Source organism: Pseudarthrobacter sp. rb, from assembly GCF_056389225.1.
The window spans coordinates 1-26,134 of record NZ_JBWJAR010000028.1 but is presented as its reverse complement, the minus strand read 5'-3'; the positions used below and the strand labels follow the sequence as shown (position 1 = coordinate 26,134).

Sequence of the window (26,134 nt, the reverse complement as noted above, 5' to 3'; positions counted from 1 at the left end):
GCGGCGGCGGATTTCAGTTAACATGCATTAACTGTTGCTCGAGGCCGCGCCGCGGCGTGGGGACACGCATCAAGGAGGATGTATGGACATCAAAGGCAGCGTCGCACTGGTGACAGGCGGGGCGTCCGGGCTGGGAGCAGCCACCGCGCAGAGATTGTTCGACGCCGGCGCATCCGTCGTGCTCGTTGACCTGCCGTCCTCAGGCGGCCAGGCAATGGCGGACGAACTCAACGGCCGCGCCGCAGCCGGCCAGTCCGCCGTCTTTGCCCCCGCGGACGTGACCAGCGAGACCGACGTGAGGGCCGCCGTCGGGACCGCCGCAGGGCTGGGGCCGCTGCGGATCGTGGTGAACTGCGCGGGGATCGCCACCCCCGGCAAGGTCCTGGGACGCGACGGCGTGCTGCCGCTGGAAACGTTCAGCAAGGTCATCCAGGTCAACCTGATCGGGACTTTCAACGTCCTGCGCCTGGCGGCCGAAGCCATGGTGGCCACCGAGCCCGCCGCCACCCCGCTGGGTGGCCCGGAACGCGGTGTCATCATCAACACCGCGTCCGTGGCGGCCTTCGACGGGCAGATCGGCCAGCCCGCGTATTCCGCCTCCAAGGGCGCCGTGGCCGCCATGACGCTGCCGATTGCCCGGGAACTGGCGCGCTCGCTGGTCCGCGTGGTCACCATTGCCCCGGGCATTTTCGAGACACCCATGATGGCCGGCCTGCCGCAGGACGCGCAGGACTCGCTGGGGGCGCAGGTTCCGCACCCGTCCCGGCTGGGCAAGCCCGCGGAATACGCCAACCTGGTGGCGCACATCGTGGACAACGCCATGTTGAACGGTGAAACCATCCGCCTGGACGGTGCCATCAGGATGGGACCGAAATGAGCGCGCCGAACGTGTCGCAGCTGCCGGCGGCGGACTTCTTCGCCGTCGAAGCAACACTGGACCAGGCTGAACGGACCAAGCTCGCCGAACTGCGGGACTTCCTGGCAGCCGAGGTGGCACCCTACGCCGGGGACTGGTGGAACAAGGCCGAGTTCCCCGCGCACATCCTGCCCAAGCTGGCGGCCCTGGAACTGAGCACGCCCGTCCACCGCGGCTACAGCCACCTGTTCGCGGGGCTGGTCATTGCGGAGATAACCCGGGTGGACACCTCCCTGGCCACGTTCTTCCTGGTCCACCACGACCTCTTCGTGGAGTCCCTGCACACCTTCGGCACCGAGGACCAGAAGCAGCGGCTGCTGGCCGACGCCTCGGAGCTGCGCACCACCGGCGCGTTCGCGCTCACCGAACCGCTGCACGGCTCGGACGTGGCGGGCGGCCTGGAGACCCGGGCCCGGCGGATCTCGTCCAGTACGGGAGAAGCGGACGACGCCGGCGACACCTGGGTGCTGAACGGGGCCAAGCGCTGGATCGGCAACGGGACGTTCTGCGACTACATGCTGGTGTGGGCGCGGGACGAGGCAGACGGCTCGGTGCGGGGCTTCATCGTGGACGCCACCCTGCCGGGGGTCAGCCGGAGCAGGATCGAGAACAAGATCGCCCTGCGCACCGTCCAGAACGCTGACATCCAGTTCCGCGACGTCAGGATTGCCGAGGCGGACCGGTTCGGCGGGATCAGCAGCTTCGAGGACACCAAGGAACTGCTCCGCAGCTCACGGATCATGGTGGCCTGGCAGGCGGTGGGCCAGCAGTTGGCAGCCTTCGACGTTGCCCGGCAGTACGCCGTGGAACGGCAGCAGTTCGGCCGGCCGCTGGCCCATTTCCAGCTGATCCAGCAGCAGCTGGTGACCATGCTGGGCAACACCGTGGCCAGCATGTCCATGATGGCCGGGATCGCCAGGCTGCAGGAGGAGGGCGCCGCCGGCATGCCGCAGGTGGCGCTCGCCAAGTCCTACCTCAGCGCCCGCATGCGTGAGACGGTGGCGCTGGGCCGGTCCATCCTGGGCGGAAACGGGATTGTCACCGATTACCGGATGGCCAAGATCTTTGCGGACGCCGAGGCCATCTACACCTATGAGGGCTCGTTCGAGGTCAACACCCTTATCGTGGGCCGGTCCATCACCGGGATCTCAGCCATTTCCTAAGCGGGGTAGGGCTCTTTCTCGCCGGCCTCCACCCGGATGTCGAGGCTGTTGTTCTTCACCGGCATGGGGCAGGTGCCGTAGGGGGTGAAAGCGCTGGGGTAGTTGATGGCCCGGTTGAAGTCCAGCACCACGGAGCCGTCCGGCCGGGGCCTGGGGAGGGAGAGCTTCCGCCACTCATCGGTGGTGTCGCCGTTGGTCTCGTCATGGAACGTGACGGTCAGGGCGCCGAGTTTCTCTTCCTCCGCCTGGAGCCGGAACTCGTGGCTGCTGCCGGGGAGGCGGAACACCACCTCGCCAACGCTGCGGTGCACGCCGTCAACCAACGGGTTCGCGGTCCCGATCGGCACATTCACCGGTGCCGGGTACGGTTCAAACCGGCCCGTCACTTCCCAGTCCGGGTTGTACGGAAAGGTGGGCACGCCGTCGAACTTCGTAAAGACCGGCGATGCCGCGTCCCGGGTCCGGACCGCATACCTGCCGCCGCGCATGGCCAGTTCCACCACCACCTGGTCCCCGTCGGGGCCGCCGAACTGCACCCACATCAGCGACTCCTCGTCCGCCAGGACGGCGGACACGGTGCCGTCCACCTTTTCCCCTGTCTCCACCAGCGTGAGCCCGTCGGACGGAACCGCGGTGAGGAACGCCGTCGTACCTTTTCTTGAACCGGCGCCGTCCGTGGACCACAGGCCCGGGGCAAGGTCGACGGCGGCCGGTGCGTCTTCCAGCCACTGGAAGGAGGTGAGGGTGAGCCAGCCGTGCGGCGTTGCCAGGGCCTTGTTGCGGTTGGCGCGGAAGCGCTGCCAGCGCTCCTCCCTGGCGGCTGGAGCGGTGGCTGCTGGGGTGGTGGTCATGGTTCCTTCCGTTTCGTCTGCCCCCGCTACAACCGCCGGACGGGCACGTTCATTCCACCGCTGATTGCTGCCGGTTTCCCCTTGCCCTGTGCCGCGCGTGGAGTAGCGTTCTGCCATGGAGATCGCAGTTCTTGGGACCGGCACTGTAGGCCGCACGCTGGCAGCAGCATTCAGCGCATTGGGGCACGAGGTAGTCCTGGGAACCCGGGACCCCGGCGCGACGGCCGGCCGCACCAGCCCCGAGCCGATGGGCGGCACGCCCTTCCGGGAATGGCAGGCGGAGCACGGCGGCATCGGCTTGGAGACGTTCGCGGAGGCAGCCGGCCGCAGCGCGCTGGTGGTCAATGCAACGAACGGTGCTGCGTCCCTGGCAGCCCTGGCCGCGGCCGGTGAAGCGCGGCTCGCCACAAAGATTTTGGTGGATGTCTCCAACCCCCTCGACTTCTCGCAGGGCATGCCGCCGGTGCTGAACCCGGTCAACACGGACAGCCTGGCCGAGCGGATCCAGCGGGCATTTCCCGATGCCAGGGTGGTGAAGACGCTGAACACCATGAACGCCGGCATCATGGTGGATCCGGGCAGGCTCGCAGACGGGGACCACTCGGTGTTCGTGTCCGGGGACGACCCCGCAGCCAAGGAAACCGTTACCGGCCTGCTGAGGGCACTGGGCCACCGCGACATCATCGACCTCGGCGACATCACCACGGCCCGCGGCGCCGAGATGGTGCTGCCGCTGTGGCTGCGGCTGTTCGGCGCGCTGGGGACACCGGACTTCAACTTCAAGATCGTCCGCGGAGGGTAGGGCCGCTCTATGACATCTTGTGAGACGGATTCCACTGAGCCACGGGTCCGGGGGTAGCATCTTTAGCTAGTAACGTGGCTCACAGTATCCAGCGCAGTGTACGAGCCAAGTCCAAATCCCTCGAAAGATTGTTTCAATGGCTCACACTGCAACACCTCCCGAGACCGATCTTGCCTCCGAACTGCGCGCTGACGTCCGGCGTGTGTCCACCCTGCTGGGTGAATCGCTGGTCCGCCAGCACGGACCGGAACTCCTGGACCTCGTGGAGCAGGTCCGGCTCCTGACCAAGGAATCCAAGGAAGCGGCGCGGGGCGGCGCCCACGCCACCGGGCCCTGGAGCGCGCACGACGTCGTTGCCCAGGTCCGCGAACTGCTCGGCTCCCTGCCGATTGAGCAGGCAACCGACCTGGTGCGTGCCTTCGCCTTCTACTTCCACCTGGCCAACGCCGCCGAACAGGTGCACCGCGTCCGCGGCCTGCGGACCCGGGCCGAAAAGGACGGCTGGCTGGCCAAGACCGTGGCCGACATTGCCGCGCAGGCCGGCCCGGACGTGCTGCAGGAAGTGGTCAACGGGCTGGACGTGCGTCCCATCTTCACCGCCCACCCCACCGAGGCGTCCCGCCGCTCAGTCCTGGACAAGATCCGCAAGCTCTCCGACGTCCTGTCCCAGTCCGCGGCTGAGGGGTCCACGGCACGCCGCCGGCAGGACCGGCAGCTGGCAGAGATCATCGACCAGATGTGGCAGACCGACGAGCTGCGCCAGGTCCGGCCCACCCCCGTGGATGAGGCCCGGAACGCCATCTACTACCTGGGCGGCATCCTCACTGACGCGATGCCGGAAATGCTGTCCGAGCTCTCCGAGCTGCTGGGCGGGCATGGCGTCACCCTGGCTTCCAAGGACGCGCCCATCCGGTTCGGCTCCTGGATCGGCGGTGACCGCGACGGCAACCCGAACGTCACCGCCGCCGTCACCCGCGAAATCCTGCAGATCCAGAACCAAAGCGCCATCCGGATTAGCATTGGCATGATCGATGAACTGATCTCCATCCTGTCCAACTCCACGGCCCTGGCAGGCGCAGACCAGACGCTCCTGGAGTCCATCGACGAGGACCTCCGAAAGCTTCCGGGCCTGGACAAGCGCGTCCTGGAGCTGAACGCCCAGGAGCCGTACCGGCTGAAGCTCACCTGCATCAAGGCCAAGCTCATCAACACGGGCAAGCGGGTGGCCGCCAACTCCAACCACGAGCACGGCCGCGACTACAGCGGAACCGAGGAACTCATGGCGGACCTGAACCTGCTGGAGCTCTCGCTCCGCAACCACTCCGCCGCCCTGGCAGCGGACGGCTCCCTGGCCCGCGTCCGCCGCGCCATCGCCTCCTTCGGCCTTCACCTGGCCACCCTGGACATCCGCGAACACGCTGACCACCACCACGACGCCGTTGGCCAGTTGATGGACCGGATCGGTGGCCCCGGCCTGCGCTATGCCGAGCTGAGCCGTGAGGAACGCTTCGAGGTGCTCGGCTCCGAGCTGGCCTCCCGCCGCCCGCTGTCCGGCCACCCGATCAAGCTCGACGGCGCCGCCGACGGCACCTACGACGTCTTCCGCGAGATCCGCCGGGCCCTGCGCATGTACGGCCCCGACGTCATCGAGACCTACATCATCTCCATGACCCGCGGCGCCGACGACGTCCTGGCCGCCGCCGTCCTGGCGCGCGAAGCCGGCCTGGTGAACCTCTTCGGCGACAAGCCCTACGCCAAGCTCGGCTTTGCGCCGCTGCTGGAGACGGTGGAGGAACTGCGGGCCTCTGCCGAGATCGTCGACCAGCTGCTTTCGGACCCGTCCTACCGTGAGCTGGTGCGCCTGCGCGGCGACATCCAGGAAGTGATGCTGGGCTACTCGGACTCCAACAAGGAATCCGGCGTGATGACCAGCCAGTGGGAAATCCACAAGACCCAGCGCAAGCTGCGCGACGTCGCCGCCAAGCACGGCGTGCGCGTCCGCCTGTTCCACGGCCGTGGCGGCTCCGTGGGCCGCGGCGGAGGACCCACCTACGACGCCATCCTGGCCCAGCCCAACGGTGTCCTGGAAGGCGAAATCAAGTTCACCGAGCAGGGCGAAGTCATCTCGGACAAGTACTCCCTGCCGGAGCTTGCCCGCGAAAACCTGGAGCTGTCCCTGGCCGCCGTGCTGCAGGGGTCTGCGCTGCACCGGAACCCGCGGACCTCCGAGGACCAGCGCGAGCGGTACGGCCACGTCATGGAAGCCATCTCCGACGCGGCGTTTGACCGCTACCGGAAGCTGATCGACCACCCGGACCTGCCCGCCTACTTCATGGCCTCCACCCCGGTGGAGCAGCTGGGCTCCCTGAATATCGGTTCCCGCCCGTCCAAGCGTCCGGACTCCGGCGCCGGCCTGGGCGGCCTGCGCGCCATCCCCTGGGTATTCGGCTGGACCCAGTCCCGGCAGATCGTGCCCGGCTGGTTCGGCGTGGGCTCCGGGCTCAAGGCCGCCCGCGAAGCCGGGCACTCGGCCCAGCTGGTGGAGATGATCGACCACTGGAACTTCTTCAAGTCCGTGCTGTCCAACGTCGAGATGACGCTTGCCAAGACGGACATGGATATCGCCGGCTACTACGTGTCCACCCTGGTCCCGGAGGAACTTCACCATCTGTTCCGCACCATTCGGGAAGAGTACGAACTCACGGTGGCCGAGGTGCGCAAGCTCACCGGCGAGAACATCCTCCTGGATGCCCAACCCACCCTGAAACGCTCCCTCGAAATCCGCGACCAGTACCTGGACCCCATCAGCTACCTCCAAGTGGAACTGCTGCGCCGCATCCGCACCGAAGCGGGCATCACCGGGGCCGAGATCGATGAACGCCTCCAGCGGGCCATGCTGATCACCGTCAACGGCGTGGCGGCCGGCCTCCGCAACACCGGGTAATTTCCTCCTGTTGCTCCATCACTTGTGGTCCCTAACGGGAGCTGTTAGGGACCACAAGTGATGGAGCATCCGGGGGTTTGGATAGGGTTGGAGGCATGCCTTCCTTCCAGACCCGCCTCAAGATCACCGGGCTCCGGCCTGGGAATCCGCCCGAGTCCGTCATGGACGCGGCCGTGGAGGCGCTGGGCACCCGCCACCACGTGGAGGCGCACCAGCTGCAGATCGCCGGCGGCGTGCCGCAGCTGAACCTGCGCTTCCTCGTGGAGGCGAGCGAGTACAGCGGTGAGAACCGCCAGGCGGTGGAATCGGCAGCCATGATGCGCGACGCCGTCGAACGCGTTGCGCTCACCGGCCCGCTCAGCGTGCTGCGGCGCAGCCGCGGCAAGTGGCTGCCCGTCTAGCCTGCGTCCGGGAGGGGCTCCTCCTCCACCGGGGACCGGTCGCCGCGGCGGCGGGTCACGAGGATGCCCACGACGCCGCCGATCACCAGGCCCACCGCCACGCCGATGAGGGAGCTCGCCCAGAACGGCAGCTTGGTGGTTGACCCGGTGAAGTAGCCCAGGCCCACCAGCCAGCATGCCCACAGCACTGCGCCCAGGGCCGCGCACAGGCTGAAGCCACGGACGGACACGTTGGCCACGCCGGATGCCGCCGAGGTGGCAAGCCGTCCGCCGGGAATGAACCTGGCGCCGATGATGGTGCCGTACGTTGAGGAGCGGCCGGCCTTGGCCAGCGCCGCATGGATGCCGCTGTGGACCCGCCGGCCCCACTTCCACCGGTCCAGCACATGGCTCAGCCGCCGCCGGAAGAGATGGAACACCACCATGTCGCCCAGCCAGGACGCCACGGCCGCGAGTACCAGCACCAGGAACACGTTGGCCCGGCCGTCCGCGGACAGGGCACCCCCGGTGATCACCAGCATCTCGGAGGGGATGGGCGGAAAAATGGCATCGCCGATCACCACGGGGATGACCCAGAAGTACAGGGCCGTCCCCCAGCTGTCAACGCTGCCGAAGTCCATTGCCACAAGGTACCGCACTTGGGAAACTGGCGGCATGCGGATCTCGGTTCTGCGGGGCGACATTACGCAGCGGCGGGTGGACGTGGTGGTGAACGCTGCGAATTCCTCCCTGCTGGGCGGCGGGGGAGTGGACGGGGCGCTGCACCGGGCCGCCGGGCCGGAACTGCTCGCGGCATGCCGGGAGCTGCGTGCCACCGGGCTGCCGCACGGCCTCCAGGCCGGAGCCGCCGTGGCAACACCTGCCTTCCGGCTGCCGGCCCGCTGGGTGATCCACACGGTGGGGCCCAACCGGCACGCAGGACAGACCAACCGCGTCCTCCTGGTGTCCTGCTTCAGCGAAAGCCTGCGGCTGGCCGACACATTGGGTGCCCGGGAGCTGGCCTTTCCCGCGGTGGGCGGCGGAGCCTACGGGTGGAGTGCCACGCACGTGGCGCAGGCGGCGCTTGAGGCAGTGACAGGGTTCCGGACCGTCCATCCGGCCAGCGGGCTGGAGCTGGTGGAGTTCGTGCTGCACACCGCGGAGATGGAGGCGGTGTTCAGGGACGTGCTCGGGCCGCTTCGCTGAGCTCCAGGCTGCTGCGGTATTCCACGGGCTCTCCCGAGATCGGGTCAACGAACCGGATGCCCCGTGCCAGCAGCTGGAGCGGCCTGGCGTAGTCGTCCGGGGCCTTGTCCAGCAGGTCGGGATAGAAGGCGTCGTTCACGATCCCCAGCCCCAGCGAGGCCATGTGGACCCGCAGCTGGTGGGTCTTGCCGGTGTGGGGTTCCAGCCGGTACCTGGCAAGGCGCTGCCCGGTACCAATGGCGCCGGTACCGTTGGCCCCTGTACCGCCGGCACCTGCCGGTGCGCCGCCGTCGAACGTTTCCAGCCGCTCAATCCTGGTCTCCGCGTTCGGTTCGCCGTCCACGACCTCCGCCAGCAGGTAGCTGCGGGACTTGGTCATCCGGTTGCGGACCACCACGGGAAAGTCGACGGCGGGGTACCCCGGCGCGGGCTCGGCGGCGGACACACACTCGTACTCCTTCTGCACCTGCCGCTTCTCGAAGAGCACCTGGTACTTGCCCCGGGTCTGCGGGTTGGTGGAGAAGAGCAGCACGCCGGCCGTCATGCGGTCCAGCCGGTGCATGGGGATCAGGTCCGGCAGGTCGAGCTGGTTCCGCAGTCTGACCAGGGCGGATTCCTGAATGTACGTGCCGCCCGGTGTAGTGGGCAGGAAGTGCGGCTTGTCCACTACCAGCAGGTGGTGGTCCTGGTGCAGGATGCTCAGTTCCACGGGAAGCCGCGTTTCCGGCGGCAGGGTGCGGTAGTACCAGATGAAGGTGTGCTCCTGCAGCGGCGTGGCCCGGTCAAGGGGGATGCCGCCTTCGCCCACGATCTCGCCGGCGTCGAACCTGTCCTCGATGCCCTGCGGGTCGATGTGGCCCCAGCGGTGCATCATGTAGTCCATCGCGGTCTCCCACGGGCCCTCCTCCGGAAGGCGCAGGCGCGTGGCATTGACGCCATCGCGGACGGGGAGGGGGGATTGCATCACCGGTCCATTCTACCGGCGCTGCTTCGGCCGGTCTGGCCCGCTGCCAGCCGCCCGCCCGCCGAGTTCGCCGGAGGCCTGCGAGTTCGACGGAAGTTTCCGGCGACCCGGCAGCGTTCCGTCGAACTCGATGCGAACTATGGCGTCCACACCTGACCGACCATAAAAAAGTTCTTGACAATAAAAGTTGTCGGTAGGCACACTGGAGGCATGCAGGACATTGCAGTCATCGAGGACCCGGCAGCCGCCGAAGCATCCCTGGATCCCATCCGTACCCGGATCCTGCGGGAGCTGGTCGAGCCGGCCTCGGCCACGCAGCTGGCGGTGCGGATTGGCCTGCCCCGGCAGAAAGTGAACTACCACCTCAAGGCGCTGGAGCGGCACGGCCTGGTGGAGCTCGTGGAGGAACGGCGCAAGGGCAACGTAACCGAGCGGGTCCTGCAGGCCACCGCCGCCTCCTACCTCATCTCGCCGTCAGCGCTCGCCGCCGTCTCCCCGGACCCGGTCCGGTTCGCCGACCGCTTCTCGGCGTTCTGGCTGCTGGCGCTCGCCGGGCGGATGGTGCAGGAGGTGGGAAAGCTCATCGCCGGCGCCGCCGCTGCCCGGCAGAAGCTGGCCACATTCGCGATCGATGGCGAGATCACCTTCCGCACGGCGGCGGACAGGGCCGCGTTCGCCGAGGAACTCGGCGTCGAGGTCACGCGGCTGGTGGACAAGTACCACGACGCCGGCGGACCACCCCGCGGGCGGCGGCACCGGCTGGTGGTGGCGCTGCACCCCGCCCTGAAAGAGACCGTTGCCGTCACGGCAACCAACGAAACAGCAGGCAAGGAGCAGGACAAATGAGCGACAAACGGGACTTCGAGATCGTCCAGGACACCGAACTGCCCGGCACCCCCGAGCGGGTGTGGGAAGCCGTCACCAACGGAACGCCCGCCTGGATGTTTCCCACGGACCAATGGCCGGCAGTCAGGACGGTAGAGGAATACCCCCACCACCTGGTGTCCCGGATGGAGGGGCCGGACGGCTGGTTCAACCAGCTGGAGCACGTGCTGGAACCGCTGGACGGCGGCCGCGCCCGGCTCCACTATGTCCACAGCGGCATCTTCGCGGACGACTGGGACCAGCAGTATGACGGCGCCAGCCGCCACACCGAGTTCTACCTCCACACGCTGGGCCAGTACCTGCAGTACTTCGACGGCCGCCCCGTAGTGTTCACCGACATCCAGGCCCCGGCGGCGTCCCAAACAGCGGACGGCTTCACCCGCCTCCGTGACGCGCTGGGCGCGGGTTCCGCAGGGCAGGGCGCCAAGGTTGATGTGGAGCTCGACGGCGTGGGGCGGCTTGCGGGCGACGTGGACTTCTCGAATGAGCACTTCCTCGGCATCCGCACCCCGGACGCCCTCTACCGGTTCTTCGGCCGCAACGCATGGGGTGCCCCCGTGGGCATGACGGTGCACGATTTCAGCGGCGCCGGCGATACGGAAGCCACCGCCAAGGCCTGGGGCGGGCTCCTGGCGCGCGTGTACGGGTAGCTCCCGCTTCCCGTTTCGCGCCCAGATCGTCGGAACGGTGCGGGGTCGCCGTCTTTTTCCGGCGGTTACGCACGGTTCCGGCGATTCCGGTATTTCCAGTATCGGCCGGTCAGGCGATGGCGACGGCGGGAGCCTGGGTCAGTGAGCGCCGCAGCTGGGGTGCGGCGTCCAGACGGTCCTGGGCCGCCCGCAGCGCCAGGACTGACGTCTCGAGCTTGTCCGGCGGGAGGGTGAAGGGCAGCCGCAGGTTGCGTTCAAACGCGCCGCCGATTCCGAACCGGGGGCCGGCCGCCAGCCTGATGCCATATTCCGGGGCCAGGACGGTCAGGGCCGTGCTGATGGGGCCGGGCAGCCGGCACCACACGGAGAGGCCGCCGGCGGGCCGCGCCACCTGCCACGTGGGAAGGTGCTCCGCCAGGAGGCCGAGCAGTGTGGACCTGTTGCGGCGCAGCGTCTGTAACAGGGCGGGCAGGGGCTCCTCCAGTGCCCGCACCAGGTGTGCTGCCGCGAGCTGCTCCATGACGGGGCCGCCCAGGTCCAGGGTGGTCCGGGCCGCGGCAAACCGCTGGATCATGGACTCCGAGGCGCGGATCCAGCCGGTGCGCAGCCCGCCCCAGTGGGACTTGCTCAGTGATCCGATGGACACCACGGTGCTGCCGAAACCCGCCAGGGGAGTGGTGGCAACGCCGTCGAGGTTGAGGTCACGGAGGGTTTCATCCGCCACCAGCACGGTTCCGGCCGCGGCGGCCGCGCGGGCCAGCCGGTGGCGCTGGGCATCGGGCATGATCATGCCGGTCGGGTTGTGGAAATCGGGGACCAGGTAGGCAAGTTTTGGCTGCTGCTGGACCATGGCGGCTTCCATCGCGGGCAGGTCCCAGCCGGAATCGGCGAAGGCCACCGGGACGGGGCGGCACCGGGCGGACCGGATGGCATCCAGCGCGTGGGGGTAGCTGGGGTGCTCCACCAGGATCCGGTCCTGCCGGTCCGCCAGGGTGCGGATGATGATGGTCAGGGCGTGCTGGGCGCCGGAGGTCACCATGATCTGGCCGGGCTGTGTTGGCACGCCGGCAGCTGAGTACCGGTCCGCCACCGCCTGCCGCAGCGGCAGCAGTCCCAGGGCGTCATAGCCGAACCCCGGGAGCAGTGCGGGTAGCTCCGTCAGTGCCGCGGCGAAGGCCCGGTGCACCACCTCACCGCTGGCGGGCAGCGCCGAATAGGCCAGGTCCACCAGCCCTCCGGGTGCCGTGAGTCCGGGCGCGGTGAGTCCGGGTGCTGCCAACAGGGCGGTGGTAGGCGGCTGCGGACCAAAAAGTGCCGGACCGAAAGGTGTCAGTTCGGGGATGCGGGTCTTGCCGCGGCTGCCCTGGCCGCTGCTCAGGAAGCCTTGCTCCCGGAGGCTGGCGTAAGCCGCAGTGACGGTGGTCCGGCTGACCGCCAAGGTGGAGCACAGCGAACGCTCGCTGGGCAGGGCGGTATCCAGCGGGATGCGGCCATCCAGGATGAGCAGCCGCACGACGTCAGCCAGCTCGCGGTACGCCGGCCCGGTTCCCGTGTTCCACGGGCCAAGAAGGCGCGACAGGGCGAGGGCGGTAAGGGCAGCGGCCATGTAGCCAGTATTCAGACTGGATATGTAATTCAATGCCAGTTAGCTGCGAGCATGGTTTCATGATGACCCGCAGACTCGTCCAGCTTTTTACCGGCCTCGCCATGTACGGCATCTCCTTGGCCATGTTTATCCGCGCCGGTCTGGGCCTGGACCCGTGGGACGTGTTCCACCAGGGCCTGGCCAACCGGAGCGGACTGAGCATCGGCGTGGTGGTTATCGCCGTGAGCTTCCTGGTGCTGCTGCTGTGGATCCCCCTGCGCCAGATGCCCGGCTTCGGAACGCTTTGCAACGCCATTCTGGTGGGCGTCTTCGCGGACATCGGGCTCGCCGTGATCCCGCCGATAACCCACCTGGCCGCCCAGATCGGCCTCCTCGCCGGGGCCGTACTGGTCAACGCCGTAGCCTCGGCCTGCTACATCGGCGCCGGCTTCGGGCCAGGCGCCCGCGACGGCCTGATGACCGGGCTGGCCCGGCGCACCGGATGGACCGTCAGGTTCTCCCGCACGCTGATCGAGGTCACCGTGCTGGCAGCCGGTTGGCTGTTGGGCGGCTCGGTGGGTGTGGGTACCGTGGTCTACGCCCTGGCGATCGGTCCCCTGGTCCATATCCTGCTGCCGCGCTTCATGGCGGCGGCCAGTCAGTCCAGCACCGTCAAGGAACCCAGCGCGTCGACCTGTTAACCTCACCCCTACAGCACGTCAGGCGGGCGGAGGCTGGCATTTCGGGCAGAAATAGATGTCCCGCTCCTCTTCGCCGTTCGGCTTGCCCAGGAGTCCACGCTGGATCGGCGTGCCGCATTTCAGGCACGGCCGCCGTTCTCCGCCGTATACCCAGTAGCCGGGCCTGCCGGCCATCCTGCCCACCGGCAGCCCGCGGGTGTTGAGGATGGTGACGCGGCGCCCCGGGCCCAGGTTGACCTCCAGGAGCTGCTTGGCGTCCGTGATCATGGTCCGCACGTCCGCGACCTCCGAGACGGGAGTGGCCGGATGTACACCCGACAGGAAGCACGCTTCGCAGCGGTAGATGTTTCCGATCCCTGCGAGGTTCCGCTGATCCAGCAGCGCGACGCCGATGGGAACCTCGGGCCGCGACCTGACGCGGCGTTCGGCCTCGTCCAGGTCCCAGTCCGGGCCCAGCAGGTCCGGGCCAAGGAAGCCAACGATCGAATCCTCGTTGGCGGTGGCCACCACTTCCACAATTCCCAGGGAGAAGCCGACGGCGTCAGCGACGGCCGTGCGCAGAACGCACCGGGCGGTGTAACCCGGCTTGCGCCACCTCCCGCCGGGCGGGTAGACCTGCCAGGCGCCTTCCATCTTCAGGTGCGAGTGGATGGTCAGCCTCTTGTCCTCCGGGCTGACCACCCGCATCAGCAGGTGCTTGCCCCTGGGGATCACCTCATCGACGGTCCAGCCGGACAGGTTCAGGGTGGCAAACCGAGGCACGCGGAAGTCCGAGGCAATCAGTGTCTGTCCCGCCAGGGCCTCATGCAGCTGGCGGGCGGCCCGCCAGACGGAATCCCCCTCAGGCACGGATCCTCAGCCCCTTCGGCGTGGAGTAGGCGCCGGCGGAGCTGAGGGCGACGGCGACCGGGGTGTCCAGGATTCCGTGCCCGTTCACCTTCTCCATGATCAGCTTGTCCACTGCTCCCCGGGTCACCACACCCACCAGCGCCGCACCTGCCGCCGCCAGGACGGCGTCGTCTTCGCTGAAGGCCAGCAGGGTCTTGCCGCCGCGCTCCACGTAGAGGACCAGCGCGCCGTCCACCAGGACAACCAGAGCTCCTGCCTTCCGGCCGGGACGGTGGCCCGTGCCCGCGTCCGTCTGCAGGGCCGGCCAAGGGAGGGCCGCACCGTACGGGTTGGCGGGATCCGTGGCGGCGAGGGCCAGGGCTACAGGTTCGGCCTTGGCCAGCTGGGTGTCTTCCGAGTAGGAACGTAGCCGGTCCACGGTGGCCGGCACCGCGAACTGGGCGGCGCCGAGGTGCTCGATAAAGTAGCCGCGGCGGCAGCGGCCGGCTTCCTCCAGCCGGGCCAACACCTTGTACATGAGTCCGAAGCCGCCCAGGATTTGCTCAGCCATGACGGAGCCCCTGGTGACCACGCCGTAGCGGTCCAGCAGCAGTTCGGCGGTGGCACGGGCGTGGATGGTGGCATCGAGTTCAGGCTCGGGCAGGGCAGACCAGCGGCCCGCAGCGGTGGGCGGGGTGGAGGCCCCCTGCGGTCCGTACCGGCCGCCGGCGAGCCCGGGGGATCCCATCAGGCCGGTGCCATGGGAACGGCCCAGGCGGCTGAGCCGCGGTGCCCTGGCCCGGGGTGCGCGGGCCACCTGGCGGTGGGCTGTGTGGCCTCCGGCAATCAGTGCCCGGACAGGCGCGAACGTGTCCCCGGTGATCCTGCCGGCCCAGGCGAGGTCCCAGAGCGCAGCCACTACTTCCTGGTCGCTGAGGACGGCGTCCATGCCTCCGGCCACCTCGGTCAGCTGGCGGAAGAAGTACCCGCCGCCGTTGTTCCGCAGGTGGTCCAGGAGCCGTTGGCCGGCGTCCCCCGGTTCAAACTCGGGTGATGGGTTGAGCGTCAGCTCCACCGAATCCGCCAGATGAAGGCTGATCCAACCGTCATTCCCCGGAAGTGCGCCGGCTCCGGACCACAGAACTTCACCGGCAGCCATCAGTTCATCCAGCATGGCCGGCTGGTAGTTGGAGACCCGCGTGGCCAGCACCAGGGGTTCCCATGCCGAGGCCGGAACGGGCACGCCCGAGAGCTGGTCGATGGCGGTGATAATGCCATCCAGTCCCCGCAGCGAGGGCTGGCCGCGGCCACCGCCCGGGGTCCTGACGTGCTGCCATGCCGGCAGGAAACGTCCGTAGGCGGCGGCGTCCACCGGCTCCACTTCCGCGCGCAGGGCGGCCAGCGAACGACGGCGGAGCTTGCGCAGCACCTCGGCGTCGCACCATTCGCTGGCGATGCTGTGCGTGGTGCCGGCGGGGGAGCCGGCCGCAAGGGCGGGCAGTTCATCCGTCGGCTGCGTACCGGCCTCAAGGCCGGATTCCTGCGCGGATTCCCGGGCAGATTCCGGGGCGGTGCCGTCCTTCGGCCCGTCCTGCGCTGGGAAGCCCGGGTGTACGGCGCCTGGTGTGGTGACGTGCGGCCGGAATTCGCCCTCCACCACGCGGCCGTCCGCCGCAAGGCGTTTCAGCGCGGTGCCCACCACGGCCACGCCCAGGCCCAGGCGGGCCGCTGCCTCGGCCGCGGTGAAGGGGCCGTGGGTGCGGGCATACCGGGAGACGAGGTCGCCCAGGGGATCGGCAACCGGCTCAATGAAGGCCAGCGGAACACCCATGGGCAGCGGCACGCCGATGGCGTCGCGGAGACGGGCTGCGTCCTCCACCGCCGCGAAACGTTCCACGCCGCCGATGTTGACCTTGATGGCGCGGTTGGCACGCTGGAGGGCGGCCAGGTGGGCTGCCGCTTCAGCAACGGTGGCGGAAGCGGCGGGTGCGGTTTCCGCGGGCTCGCCCACCGGTTCGGCGGACTCATCGACCAGGGTTTCCGCGGGCTCAACCATCGGGGGTTCTGCAGGTTCCAGCCGCAAAGCGGCCTCTTCCGGATCCAAGGGCCCCAGCAGCCGCAGCAGGTCCGCGACGCCTTCCATTCCGCGTGCACGGCGGTCCGGGGCCAGGCGCTGGAGCTCGCGTTCGGTGGCGTCGATGACCTTGGCGTCCAGGAGTTCGCGCAGTTCCACCCTGCCCAGCAGCTCGTTGAGGAGCGTGGAGTCCAGTGCCAGGGCGGCGGCGCGCCGCTCTGCGAGCGGGGAATCACCCTCGTAGAGGAACTGGGCCACGTAGCCAAAGAGAAGGGACTTGGCGAACGGTGAGGGCTGCTGCGTGGTGGTCTGCACGATCCGCAGTTCGCGCCGCTCCACGGACGCGGCGATGTCCTTCAATGCCGGCAGATCGTAGACGTCCTGGAGGCATTCGCGCACGGTCTCCAGGACGATGGGAAAGGTGGGGTATTTCCTGGCCACGTCCAGCAGCTGCGCCGACCGCTGGCGCTGCTGCCACAGGGGCTGGCGTTTGCCGGGGGTCTGGCGGGGCAGCAGGAGCGCACGTGCGGCGCACTCGCGGAAACGGGAGGCGAACAGGGCACTGCCCCCTACCTCGGCGGTGACGATCTGTTCCAGTTCCTCGGGATCGAAGAGGAACAGCTCGGCGCCCGGCGGTTCGTCCTCCATCATGGGCACCCGCAGCACGATGCCGTCGTCGGCCGCCATGGCCGAGCCGTCCAGGCCGTAGCGCTGGTGGAGCCGCTGCCCCACGGCCAGGGCCCACGGTGCGTGCACCGGCATGCCGAACGGGCTGTGCAGGATGACGCGCCAGTCGCCCAGTTCGTCGTGGAACCGCTCCACCACCAGCGTGGTGTCGCTGGGAACCACCTCGGTGGCCTGTTTCTGCTCGGTGAGGTACTGGATGAGGTTGTTGGCGGCGAAGTCGTCCAGGCCGCTGGCCTTGCAGCGCTCGGTGGCTGGGCCGGCGTCGGACGCGGACAGTTCGCGGACAAACGCGCCCAGTGCGCGGCCCAGGTCCACCGGCCGGCCCAGGGAATCACCCTTCCAGAACGGCAGCTTGCCGGGCTGCCCGAACGCGGGGGAGACCAGGACGCGGTCGTGCGTGATGTCCTCGATCTTCCAACTGGTGGCACCCAGGGCAAAGACGTCGCCCACCCGGGACTCGTAAACCATTTCCTCGTCCAGCTCGCCCACGCGGCGGCCGCCCTTGGGTGCGCGCGCCGGTTTGCCGTCCTCGGAGGGGGAAGCGGACCCCTCCTGTTCAGTGCCGATGATGTAGACGCCGAACAGCCCGCGGTCCGGGATGGTGCCGCCCGATGTCACAGCCAGGCGCTGGGCTCCGGGCCGGCCCTCGATGGTGCCGGCGTTGCGGTCCCAGATGATCCTGGGCCGGAGCTCGGCGAATTCGTCGGACGGGTACCGCCCAGCCAGCAGGTCCAGGGTGGCCTCGAAGGCCGACCGGGGGAGGGACGCGAAAGGCGCGGAGCGCCGGACGGTGCTGAACCATTCCTCCACGTCAATGCTGCCCAGTGCCGTGGCGGCCACGGTCTGCTGGGCCAGGATGTCCAGCGGGTTGGCAGGGATGCTGAGCCGCTCGATCTTGCCGTCCAGCATGCGCTCCACCGTGATGGCCGTGTGGACCAGGTCAGCGCGGTGCTTGGGAAAGAGGACGCCCTGGGAGATTTCGCCCACTTGGTGCCCGGCGCGGCCCACCCGCTGCAGGCCGCTGGCCACCGAGGGTGGCGACTCCACCTGGACCACCAGGTCCACGGCGCCCATGTCGATGCCCAGTTCCAGGGATGACGTTGCCACCACGCACCGCAGCCGCCCGGACTTGAGGTCGTCCTCGATGAGCGCGCGCTGGTCCTTCGACACGGAACCGTGGTGGGCGCGGGCCAGTACCGGGTCTGCCCCGGCGGAGCTTCCGGCCTGGGCCATCATGTGTGCCGGTGTGGCGGTGGACGCGGGAATGCCCGACGCCGGTCCCCCCGCAGCACCGGGCGCAGCCGCCTGCCCTTCCGGACCGGGTCCGTCCCAGCCGCCGCCCACGGCGATCAATTGCCGCTCTGCGTAGATTTCATTGAGCCTGGCCGTGAGGCGTTCGGCGAGGCGCCGGGAGTTGGCGAAGACGATGGTGGACTGGTTGGCCAGCACCAGGTCGACGATTTTTTCCTCCACATGCGGCCAGATGGACGCCTGCGGCTGGAGCCCGGATGCGGGGCCGGAATCGAACGCCCCGGCCGCGCCCTGCAGGTCCGACATGTCCTCCACCGGGACGGAAACCGTCAGGTCCCAGTTCTTCCTGGCCGGCGGAGCAACGATCTCCACGGGAGCCGAACCCGCAAGGAACTGCGCCACGAGCTCCCGGGGTTCCACCGTGGCGGAAAGCCCGATGCGCTGTGCAGGTTTGGGCAGCAGCGCGTCCAGCCGTTCCAGTGATACGGCAAGGTGCGCTCCACGCTTGGTGCCGGCCACGGCGTGGACCTCGTCAATGATGATGGTGTCCACCTCGGCCAGGGTCTCCCGGGCCTTTGACGTGAGCATGAGGAACAGCGATTCGGGGGTGGTGATGAGGATGTCCGGCGGGTTGCTCAGCAGCCCGCGGCGCTCAGCTGCGGGAGTATCCCCGGACCGGACCCCGACAGTTATCAGTGGGGCGGGAAGCCCAAGCCGCTTTGCGGTCTGCGTGATGCCGATCAGCGGGGACCGCAGGTTCCGTTCCACATCCACGCCCAAAGCCTTCAGCGGCGAGATGTAGAGGACACGGGTTTTGCGCTTGGGTGCCCGTTGGCGCTTGCCTTTCGCGGGCGCCTCCGCAGCGGCAGGCTCAGGGGCGTGGGACTCCGAGGCCAGGAGCCGGTCCAGCGCCCAGAGGAAGGCCGCCAGGGTCTTTCCGGAACCGGTGGGGGCCACCACCAGTGCATGCGAGCCGGAGGAGATGGCATTCCAGGCCCCGGCCTGTGCAGGGGTCGGCTCCGAAAATGCGCCCAGGAACCAGTCCCGGGTGGGCCGGCTGAACTGGCCCATCGGCGCAGCCGTACCGGAGGCACCACCACCGGCAGGACGCTGTTCCTGGTTCATGCCTCCATCATGCCCCAAGGCACCGACACGCAACTCCGCGATTGGCCCCGGCTCCGCCACCAGCAGAAACCGGACTGATCCAACCCAAGATGCCGCTAACTGATGTCCCGCGTGATGCGGCCCCGCTCACGCCGTCCCAGCCTGCGGCAGGTCCTTGGTGGCAGGGCCCTCAAGCAGCTTGCCCTCGTTCGTGAAGCGCGAGCCGTGCAGGGGGCAGTCCCACGTCTGTTCGTTGTCGTTCCAGTGCAGGATGCCGCCCAAATGGGTGCAGACCGCGGACAACCTGCAGGTGCTTCCGCCAACGGTGGACACTGCCACCGGCCGGTTGCCGTCGCGGTAGACCTTGCCCTGGCCTTCGGCCGGGGCGGTGGCAGGCGCGGTGCCCGCAGGGACAGGAGTGGTGCCCGCCGGGACAGGAGCCGTGGTGGAAGTCCCCTCAGGAGCCGGCACGGCAGTCCGGTCCTTGCCCCGCTTCAAGCCATCGAACCTGCGGCCCTCGGCGGACACCTTCCCCCAGTCAGAGGCCAGCCTGGCTGCCACACCGGCGTTCAGCGCGACGGCGGAGAACGCGCCGGCCGGTGACGTGACGCGGTGGTGGATGGTGTCAGCCCACGGGATCTGGCCGCCCAGGATGTCCGCCGATATGCCCAGCGCGGCGGCGACGGCGTTGGTCATTCCCCACTTGTTGTAGCCGGTGCCGAAGTAGATCTGGCCCTTGCCCCGGGGGAGCTTGCCGAAAAACGGCATGAGGTTGGTGGGCATGTAGTCCTGCGCGGACCACGTGTGGGTGGTGGCAGCGCCGGGGTAATGGTTTCCTGCCCAGTCCAGCAGGCCGGCGAGGTGGGCCTTCTCGGAGTCCGTCCTGCCCACGTGGTGGCCGTGGCCGCCCACCAGCAGCAGGTTCTTCCCGTCCACCTCGTAGTCGCGGAGCGAATGGGTGGGCTGTTCGACGGAAATGTACATGCCTGGCGGCGGCGCCTGGTCCTCCTGCAGTTCAAGCGCGGCCGCGTAGGAACGGGCGGGCTTCAGCTTGGCGAAATACAGGCCGCGGTCCAGGACCGGGATACCGGTGGCGAGTACTACCCTGTCCGCCCTGACACTGCCCCGGTCGGTCCGGACGGCGGAGGGCGCATCACCGGTCACGTCGCGAAGCCGCACGCCACTGACGATGTGGCCGCCCCGGCTCCGGATGTCCGCCACCAGCGCGTCGAGGACATCCATCGGGTTGATCTGGGCCTGGTCGCGCAGGCGGACGGCGCCGTGGACGGGAAACGGCAGGCCGGCGTCGCGCACGTAGTCCACGTCCAGTCCCGCGGTGCCGGCAGCGCTCATCTCTTCCCGCAGCTTCTCGGTGCCCTGGGCGGAGGCAGCGTAGGTGTAGGCGGTGCGGCGCTGGAAGGGCACGTTTTGTTCCGCCAGGTAGCGCAGCAGCCACGCCTGGCCCTCCCGGTTCCCGTCCACGTACGCCTGCACCTGCTTCTGCGAATACTGGCGGGCGAGCTGGGACAGGAACGTGCCCTGCAGCAGGCTTACCTTGGCGGTGGTGTTGCCGGTGGTCACGGCCCCCGGAAAGCGGGCCTCCAGTACCAGCACGCTCTGCCCGGACCGGGCCAGCAGCAGGGCGGTGACCAACCCGGTGAGTCCCGCACCTGCAACGACGGTGTCATACCTGGAATCCGGTTCGAACGGATCAGAGGCAAAAGGAGCCCTGCGGTCCAGCCAAATCGACGTCATGCCAGTCAAACCTGCCTTCGGTCCACAACCCTCACAAGCCAGTTTTGTGATGGGTCCGTTATGCACCCCTGCTATCCGCGGCGTATTTGATAAGTATACTTACAATGTCGGGGGTTAAGTCTATGGTCAGGCAGTAACGGTCACGCATCGCCCGGCAGCCAGAACCGCACAACGACACAAGCAGGAGACATCATGACAAGCATGAATTCCAGCGGTCGCACCGTAGGCCGGACCAACATACAAAAAGCCACCCTTGCCGTGGGCGCGGTGTTCCTCCTGGTAGGCGTCCTGGGGTTCATCCCCGGAATCACCTCCAACTATGAATCCCTGGGGTTCGCCGGGCACGGATCGGGTGCCATGCTGCTGGGCCTCTTCCAGGTGTCGATCCTGCACAACATCGTCCACCTGCTCTTCGGCATCGCGGGCGTCGCCATGGCGCGCAGCGCGGCTGCCTCGCGTAATTACCTGGTGGTCGGCGGAGCCATTTACCTGGTGCTTTGGCTTTATGGACTGTTCATCGGCCATGACAGTGCCGCCAACTTTGTTCCGGTCAACATCGCGGACAACTGGCTGCACTTCATTCTCGGAGTGGCCATGATCGGCCTGGGCGTGGCTCTGTCCCGCCGCGCCGCGGGCACCGGCCGCACCACCACGGCCACCCGGTAAGCACTCCGGGAGCGGCGTCGAAGCGTAAGCGTCCGACGCCGGCCCAAGGGTACGGACGGCGGCCCGGGTTGTCCGCCGGGCCGCCTTCGTCATTCCGGGGCCGTCCTACGGGGCCAAGCGGTCAGGCGGGCTGGAATGCCCCGATGCTGAGCAGGGTGATTTCGGCATTGCTGCAGGCCGTGGTGGGCTTCGGGATGAACAGCGAGTCGGTGTCCTCCGGCGGGTAAATCCGGTAACCGGCGGCGTCCACGACCACGCAGCCCTGGTAGTTGCGGGCCTGCGTGTAACGGAGGACGGCGGTGCCGGTCTGGCCGGGAGCCAGGAGGACGTCCGCTACGCCGGCCGAATCATCCCGCGTTGCCGGAGCGCCGATGGGGGCTCCGGCGGCGTCCGCCACCAGGGAGACGCCGGCGTATCCCCGGAGGATGCAGGGTTCGGAACCCTTGTTGGTGAGGTTGAGCTTCATGTAGACACTGCCTGCCGCGCCGCCACCGGATGCGTCGGTGGCAGCGGTGAGCCCCGCCGACTTGCACAGGCCGGGTTCCCCCGCCGCCGTAGTGCCGGGGGCGGGTGAGGCCGGGGTTGAGCTGGCGGGCGCCGACGACGCCGGAGGCGTGGACGCCGTTCCCGTGGGGGACTGGCTGGCCTGCCCGGTGGCGGGCGACGTGGTCGTCTGGGACTGCGGCTGGCTTGGACCACATCCGGTGAGCAGCAGTGCTGCCGCTGCTGCCGCCGTCGTCATGGCAAACCCCTGGGAAATTTTCTGAGACCTCATGGCACCACCTTCGCGGTAGCCGTTGCCCACGTCAACGATGCCGCATGCACTGGCGGCAATTTGATGCCCGGATCGTGATGATCCGGGCCTCAAATGCGTCCTTACTGGTTGCCGGTTGCCGCGTTACCGGCCGGTGCGCGGCGTCCACCCCTGGTCCGGAGCAGGGCCGCGCCGCCCAGGACCAGCCCGCCTGCTCCGGCGGCGAGTCCGGTCCAGCTCCGCGCCCCGGCTCCGTTATCGGTCACAGCCGCCGCCTGCCCGGTGGCATGGGCTGCACCGGCCCCGTGGGCATCGCTGGCAGCCGCACCGGTGAGGGTGATCGAGGGCGCGGGCGCCTTCAGGTCATGCGGGTCCTGACCGTCGACGGCGACCTGGGACCAGTCCGTCTGGCACTGTGCAGGTGGGCCGGCGCCGGCCCGGGTGCTGCGCCGGGAAGGGGGTTGGAGAAGGCGGTGAAGACCTCGTGCAGGGCAAGCTGGCCGCCGCCCAGGAGTGCGCCGATGGCGGGGAAGGAGAGCCGGAGCCGGGTGGCAACAGTGCTGGCCAGTGCGGTCAGTGCCAGTACCGCGAGGAGGATGACGGGGGCCGGCAGGTGGCCTCCGCCGGCCACGTGGGCGCCGGCGGCCAGTGCCATACTGGTCCGGAACGAAGGGTCCGGCCTTCAAGATTCTACCGGCCCTGCCGCGTGGCCCGGGCCTGTGCCGGCATTGAGGGGCAGCGTTAGACTGCCAGCGTACGTGTTGGCGATCGAAGGAGAAGTTCATGGACTACACCGGAAGCCAGTCGGAGAAGGTCATTCACGCCGGTGAACTGGGCCGCGGCCATATTGGGCAGACAATCAGCTTCCAGCCGAACGAGTTCACCGTCGTCTTCGGGAAGCTCGCAGGGATCGCACGGACGGAAGCCATGGTCTACCTGTCCCTGTCGGGAGTGGGAAACGGCACCCACCTGAAGGATGAATACGACCTGCCCGTGACCCATGAGGTCTACGTGCCGGTGGATGTCATTTCCAACGCGGAGTCCACCATCAAGGACCTGTTCGGGAAGGTCCAGGAGAACCTCCGCGGGGCCGGCCACAAGGGCGGCGAGGACCGGACGGACCGGCTGTAGCCTGATGAAAGCGCGAAAGGGAAGGCCGGCACGCTCGTGCCGGCCTTCCCTTTGTCTTCCAGCTGCATACTTTCCCGGCTAGGCCGCCGGGGCAAACCTGAGGGCCGAGTTCCACTGGAACTGGGGCAGCTGCTCATTGGCTGAGAGCAGGATGTTCAGGAAGCCCGCTTGTTCCAGCTGCCGGGCACGGCGGAGCGGTCCCACCACGATCGGGGTCAGGCCGGCGGCGGACGCGAAAGCGGTCACGGCCGCCACTGCATCCTCGTCGTCGCCGGCAACCAGGACGTCCAGCGGCTGGCCGGCCACCCTCCCGTCGCCCAGGGTGGCGGCGAAGGTGGTGTTGAACGCCTTGACCACTTTCGCTCCGGTGGTCTTCTGCAGTTCCTCGGCGGCGGAGCTGCCGGCGGGGACCGAGAGGCCGTCAAAGGTGGAGAAGTCCACAGGGTTGGTGATGTCGATATACACCTTGCCGTCCAGGCTGTTGCCGTAGCGGGCCACGATGTCCTTGGCGGCGTCGAAGTACACAGCCGGGATGACGATGGAACCGGTGATGGCGTCGCCCAGCACGCCGGTGTCCACCTGGCCTGTGAATTCCGCGGCCAGGGCGTCGGCCTTGGCCTTGTCGTCGTGGGCCAGGAGCTGGACGCTGTTGCCTCCGGCAAGCGCACGGGCTGCCAGCCCGCGGGCCATGTTGCCGGTTCCGATGATGGTGATGTCAGTCATGATGTTCTTCTTTCCAAAGAGGCGGGATAGGAAATTCACTGCAGTCCTTCGTTGAAATGCGCTTACTTGAAGTTTCAACTAAAGCAGTTGCTGTTCTATTCCGCTGGCCGGCAATTAAACCCAAACGGACGACGGCGGGAGGTCCCGCCGTCGTCCGCGTCACCGGATGAAGCTGGCCGCATCAGCGGCACGTTGCCTTAGTACGCCTTGACGCGCTGCTCCACGATGAGGTGGATGAGGGCAAACATCCCGTCATCGTCGATGGCTGCCAGCGCGGCATCCAGGGCGGCCGGCACGTCCCGGTCTTCGGTGACGGTGATGCCGAAACCGCCGAAAGCCTGCGCCATCAGGGCAAAATTAGGGTTCTTCAACTGCGTCCCGGACACGCGCTGCGGGTAGTGCCGTTCCTGGTGCGTGCGGATGGTGCCGTACTCCTGGTTGTCCATGACCACCACCAGGGGCGTGGCACCGTACTGGGCGGCGGTGGCGAGTTCCTGCCCGTTCATGAGGAACTCGCCGTCCCCCGCGATGGTCACCACCCGCCGTCCGGGCGCAGCCAGCGAAGCGGCGATCGCGGACGGTACCGAGTACCCCATGGAGCCATTGCGGGCACTGATCATGGACGCGTAGCGGCGTGTCGGGAAATACCGGTGGGCCCAATTGGTATGTTCCCCGGCCCCGAACGTCACCATCGCGTCCCTGGGAAGACGGGGCACCAGGTTGGCCATCAGGGTGTCCATCCTCGCCTGTCCCGGAGCCGGCGCTGCTGGAGGGAGTGCCGCGAAGCTTTCCTGCTCGGCGCGCATCCTGGCGGTCCAGGCCTTCCACTCCTCCTTGACTGGCAGGTCGATGCCCTCCAGGTCGCGGACGAACGCGTCGGGTTTGGCCAGGATCTGCCGTGACACGGGTCCGGACCGCCCCCGCAGCGACGGGTCCGCCGTCACCAGGAAGTTCTTCTTGCTCCAGTCCTGGCGGCACACGAATCCGTCAGTGATCACATCTCCCGGCACCGTGCCCACGAACACCAGGAGGTCGGTCTCCTCCAGGAGGTCATACGTGGGCCGCGGCCGGCCGTACCCGATGGGCCCCACGTAGGACGGCGAATCGAAGGACACCGTGCCCTGCGTGCGCCATTCCGCGGCGGCCGGGATGTGGTGCCGCTCCAGCCAGGCGGTGAGCTGCCCGGCTGCCTCCTGCGTCCAGTCGTTGCCGCCGGTGACGAAGAGCGGCTTGCTGGATTCGGCCAGGGCAGCCTTCAGCGCCGCGGAGTCCGTGCCGCTCAGGCCCCCGGCGGCTACGGGTATGGCGGGGTGGAGTGCCGGGCTGACCTGCTGCCGGATCACGTCCTCCGGCAAGCCGACAACCACGGGCCCGGGCCGTCCGCTCATCGCGGCAAACATGGCTTCCGCCACGATTTCGGAGGCCCGCTCCGGATGGTCCAGGACCATGACGCGCTTGGCGCCGGTATCGAACCAGGACTTGATGTCGAATTCCTGGAACGCTTCCCGGTCCCGGTGGGCGAACGGGATCAGGCCCACGAAGAGCAGCATGGGGGTGGAGTCCTGCCAGGCGGTGTGCAGGCCCACATGCGCATTCGCGGCGCCCGGTCCCCGGGTGACCATCGCTACGCCCGGGCGCTGCTGCATCTTGCCGTCCGCCTCCGCCATGTATGCGGCCCCGCCCTCATGCCGGCAGACGATGGTTTCGATGCTGGACTGGTGCAGGCCGTCCAGCACGTCGAGGAAGCTCTCGCCGGGAACCACGTAGGTGCGTTCCACACCGTGGGCCACCAGCGAATCGACGATGACGTGCCCGGCGGATTTGAGGGCGGGTGCCACACGGTCCTGGGGGCGGACGACGGCGGCGGGCTGGGGACGGGATGTGGTCAGGGTGGGCTGCGGCTCTGGTGTCATGGTCTTTCTTCAGCTCGGAGGATTGGAGGCGTTGTGGTCAGGAAATGGGCGTCCGGTTGGCGATCACGGGTGCTGTCCCGGTGTAGCCTTCGCGGGTTTCGGCGATTTGGCGGATGCGGTGGCGGCAGGCGTACCAGCCGATGACCATGAGCACGGACGCGATGGCGGTGACGAGCATGGTCAGGGGTGAGTCGATGAAGA

General features: G+C 68.3%; 23 protein-coding genes and 1 pseudogene. 11 read left to right on the top strand and 13 right to left on the bottom strand.

Going from position 1 to position 26,134, the window contains the following annotated elements; translation table 11 throughout:
* Positions 1-82: 82 nt before the first annotated feature.
* Together ACWRN3_RS21695 and ACWRN3_RS21690 are read left to right on the top strand one after the other, a co-directional pair.
* Entirely contained in the window at positions 83-877 is a 795-nt protein-coding gene (locus tag ACWRN3_RS21695) for a 3-hydroxyacyl-CoA dehydrogenase (RefSeq protein WP_324644046.1), read from the top strand.
* Positions 874-2,079 (top strand): acyl-CoA dehydrogenase family protein, encoded by a 1,206-nt coding sequence (locus ACWRN3_RS21690; RefSeq protein ID WP_255174366.1) that lies wholly within the window; start codon positions 874-876, stop codon positions 2,077-2,079. The genes ACWRN3_RS21695 and ACWRN3_RS21690 overlap by 4 nt, the downstream gene beginning before the upstream one ends.
* Here ACWRN3_RS21690 and ACWRN3_RS21685 read toward each other — a convergent pair.
* Complete coding sequence (locus tag ACWRN3_RS21685) at positions 2,076-2,930, bottom strand: DUF1684 domain-containing protein (RefSeq protein WP_324644047.1); 855 nt, start codon at positions 2,928-2,930, stop codon at positions 2,076-2,078. The genes ACWRN3_RS21690 and ACWRN3_RS21685 overlap by 4 nt on opposite strands.
* 115 nt (positions 2,931-3,045) lie before the next feature.
* Here ACWRN3_RS21685 and ACWRN3_RS21680 point away from each other — a divergent pair, with 115 nt between their 5' ends.
* The 3 genes from ACWRN3_RS21680 (at position 3,046) to ACWRN3_RS21670 (ending at position 7,077) form a co-directional block, all read left to right on the top strand.
* Positions 3,046-3,732, top strand: a complete 687-nt coding sequence (locus ACWRN3_RS21680; protein WP_324644048.1) for an NADPH-dependent F420 reductase — start codon at positions 3,046-3,048, stop codon at positions 3,730-3,732.
* Between the two features lie 136 nt (positions 3,733-3,868).
* A complete protein-coding gene (gene ppc / locus ACWRN3_RS21675) occupies positions 3,869-6,676 on the top strand; it encodes a phosphoenolpyruvate carboxylase (protein ID WP_476741890.1) in 2,808 nt (935 codons plus the stop codon).
* 95 nt (positions 6,677-6,771) lie between these two features.
* Positions 6,772-7,077 carry a hypothetical protein gene (locus tag ACWRN3_RS21670; RefSeq protein ID WP_043449019.1) on the top strand — a complete coding sequence of 102 codons (306 nt, stop codon included), beginning with the start codon at positions 6,772-6,774 and terminating at the stop codon, positions 7,075-7,077.
* Here the strand turns inward: ACWRN3_RS21670 and ACWRN3_RS21665 are convergent.
* Positions 7,074-7,697, bottom strand: a complete 624-nt coding sequence (locus ACWRN3_RS21665) for a DedA family protein (RefSeq protein WP_476741889.1) — start codon at positions 7,695-7,697, stop codon at positions 7,074-7,076. The two genes, ACWRN3_RS21670 and ACWRN3_RS21665, sit on opposite strands and share 4 nt — an antisense overlap.
* A gap of 34 nt (positions 7,698-7,731) precedes the next feature.
* On the opposite strand from ACWRN3_RS21665, the gene ACWRN3_RS21660 reads away from it, so the two are divergent.
* Positions 7,732-8,262 (top strand): O-acetyl-ADP-ribose deacetylase, encoded by a 531-nt coding sequence (locus tag ACWRN3_RS21660; RefSeq protein ID WP_255174369.1) that lies wholly within the window; start codon positions 7,732-7,734, stop codon positions 8,260-8,262.
* Here ACWRN3_RS21660 and ACWRN3_RS21655 read toward each other — a convergent pair.
* Positions 8,234-9,226 carry an RluA family pseudouridine synthase gene (locus ACWRN3_RS21655; protein ID WP_476741893.1) on the bottom strand — a complete coding sequence of 331 codons (993 nt, stop codon included), beginning with the start codon at positions 9,224-9,226 and terminating at the stop codon, positions 8,234-8,236. The genes ACWRN3_RS21660 and ACWRN3_RS21655 overlap by 29 nt on opposite strands.
* 210 nt (positions 9,227-9,436) lie before the next feature.
* On the opposite strand from ACWRN3_RS21655, the gene ACWRN3_RS21650 reads away from it, so the two are divergent.
* Positions 9,437-10,072 (top strand): helix-turn-helix domain-containing protein, encoded by a 636-nt coding sequence (locus tag ACWRN3_RS21650; RefSeq protein WP_476741888.1) that lies wholly within the window; start codon positions 9,437-9,439, stop codon positions 10,070-10,072.
* On the top strand, positions 10,069-10,761 hold the full coding sequence (locus tag ACWRN3_RS21645) for an SRPBCC family protein (protein WP_476741887.1): 693 nt from the start codon (positions 10,069-10,071) through the stop codon (positions 10,759-10,761). Before ACWRN3_RS21650 ends, ACWRN3_RS21645 begins: the two co-directional genes overlap by 4 nt.
* Positions 10,762-10,870: 109 nt before the next feature.
* On the opposite strand, the gene yczR is transcribed toward ACWRN3_RS21645, so the two are convergent.
* Entirely contained in the window at positions 10,871-12,367 is a 1,497-nt protein-coding gene (gene yczR, locus ACWRN3_RS21640; RefSeq protein WP_476741886.1) for a MocR-like transcription factor YczR, read from the bottom strand.
* A gap of 59 nt (positions 12,368-12,426) precedes the next feature.
* Here yczR and yczE point away from each other — a divergent pair, with 59 nt between their 5' ends.
* Positions 12,427-13,047, top strand: coding sequence for a membrane protein YczE (gene yczE, locus ACWRN3_RS21635; RefSeq protein WP_476741885.1), 621 nt, complete (start codon positions 12,427-12,429; stop codon positions 13,045-13,047).
* A gap of 18 nt (positions 13,048-13,065) precedes the next feature.
* On the opposite strand, the gene ACWRN3_RS21630 is transcribed toward yczE, so the two are convergent.
* From ACWRN3_RS21630 to ACWRN3_RS21620, 3 genes are all read right to left on the bottom strand, one after another.
* Complete coding sequence (locus ACWRN3_RS21630; protein WP_476741884.1) at positions 13,066-13,896, bottom strand: Fpg/Nei family DNA glycosylase; 831 nt, start codon at positions 13,894-13,896, stop codon at positions 13,066-13,068.
* Complete coding sequence (locus tag ACWRN3_RS21625) at positions 13,889-19,012, bottom strand: DNA glycosylase AlkZ-like family protein (protein WP_476741883.1); 5,124 nt, start codon at positions 19,010-19,012, stop codon at positions 13,889-13,891. Before ACWRN3_RS21625 ends, ACWRN3_RS21630 begins: the two co-directional genes overlap by 8 nt.
* Positions 19,013-19,138: 126 nt before the next feature.
* Positions 19,139-20,746 (bottom strand): FAD-dependent oxidoreductase, encoded by a 1,608-nt coding sequence (locus ACWRN3_RS21620; RefSeq protein ID WP_476741882.1) that lies wholly within the window; start codon positions 20,744-20,746, stop codon positions 19,139-19,141.
* A 201-nt stretch (positions 20,747-20,947) separates the two neighbouring features.
* Between ACWRN3_RS21620 and ACWRN3_RS21615 the strand changes: the two genes are divergently transcribed.
* Positions 20,948-21,412, top strand: coding sequence for a DUF4383 domain-containing protein (locus ACWRN3_RS21615; RefSeq protein WP_255175527.1), 465 nt, complete (start codon positions 20,948-20,950; stop codon positions 21,410-21,412).
* Between the two features lie 121 nt (positions 21,413-21,533).
* Here the strand turns inward: ACWRN3_RS21615 and ACWRN3_RS21610 are convergent, their stop codons facing one another.
* The 3 genes from ACWRN3_RS21610 to ACWRN3_RS21600 all read right to left on the bottom strand — a co-directional run bounded on the left by ACWRN3_RS21610 (position 21,534) and on the right by ACWRN3_RS21600 (position 22,821).
* The gene (locus ACWRN3_RS21610; protein ID WP_476741881.1) at positions 21,534-22,187 is read right to left on the bottom strand and encodes a DUF4232 domain-containing protein; all 654 of its coding nucleotides are present in this window, start codon (positions 22,185-22,187) and stop codon (positions 21,534-21,536) included.
* Between the two features lie 101 nt (positions 22,188-22,288).
* A complete protein-coding gene (locus tag ACWRN3_RS21605; protein WP_476741880.1) occupies positions 22,289-22,432 on the bottom strand; it encodes a hypothetical protein in 144 nt (47 codons plus the stop codon).
* A 92-nt stretch (positions 22,433-22,524) separates the two neighbouring features.
* A complete protein-coding gene (locus ACWRN3_RS21600; protein WP_476741879.1) occupies positions 22,525-22,821 on the bottom strand; it encodes a hypothetical protein in 297 nt (98 codons plus the stop codon).
* A 128-nt stretch (positions 22,822-22,949) separates the two neighbouring features.
* On the opposite strand from ACWRN3_RS21600, the gene ACWRN3_RS21595 reads away from it, so the two are divergent.
* Positions 22,950-23,297: a hypothetical protein gene (locus tag ACWRN3_RS21595; RefSeq protein WP_255174376.1), complete on the top strand. Its 348-nt coding sequence runs from the start codon at positions 22,950-22,952 to the stop codon at positions 23,295-23,297.
* Between the two features lie 78 nt (positions 23,298-23,375).
* On the opposite strand, the gene ACWRN3_RS21590 is transcribed toward ACWRN3_RS21595, so the two are convergent.
* The 3 genes and pseudogenes from ACWRN3_RS21590 to ACWRN3_RS21580 all read right to left on the bottom strand — a co-directional run.
* Entirely contained in the window at positions 23,376-24,020 is a 645-nt protein-coding gene (locus ACWRN3_RS21590) for an NADPH-dependent F420 reductase (protein ID WP_476741878.1), read from the bottom strand.
* A 197-nt stretch (positions 24,021-24,217) separates the two neighbouring features.
* Positions 24,218-25,933: a thiamine pyrophosphate-dependent enzyme gene (locus tag ACWRN3_RS21585; protein ID WP_476741877.1), complete on the bottom strand. Its 1,716-nt coding sequence runs from the start codon at positions 25,931-25,933 to the stop codon at positions 24,218-24,220.
* A gap of 37 nt (positions 25,934-25,970) precedes the next feature.
* A pseudogene (locus tag ACWRN3_RS21580) lies at positions 25,971-26,134 on the bottom strand (amino acid permease); the annotation flags it as partial.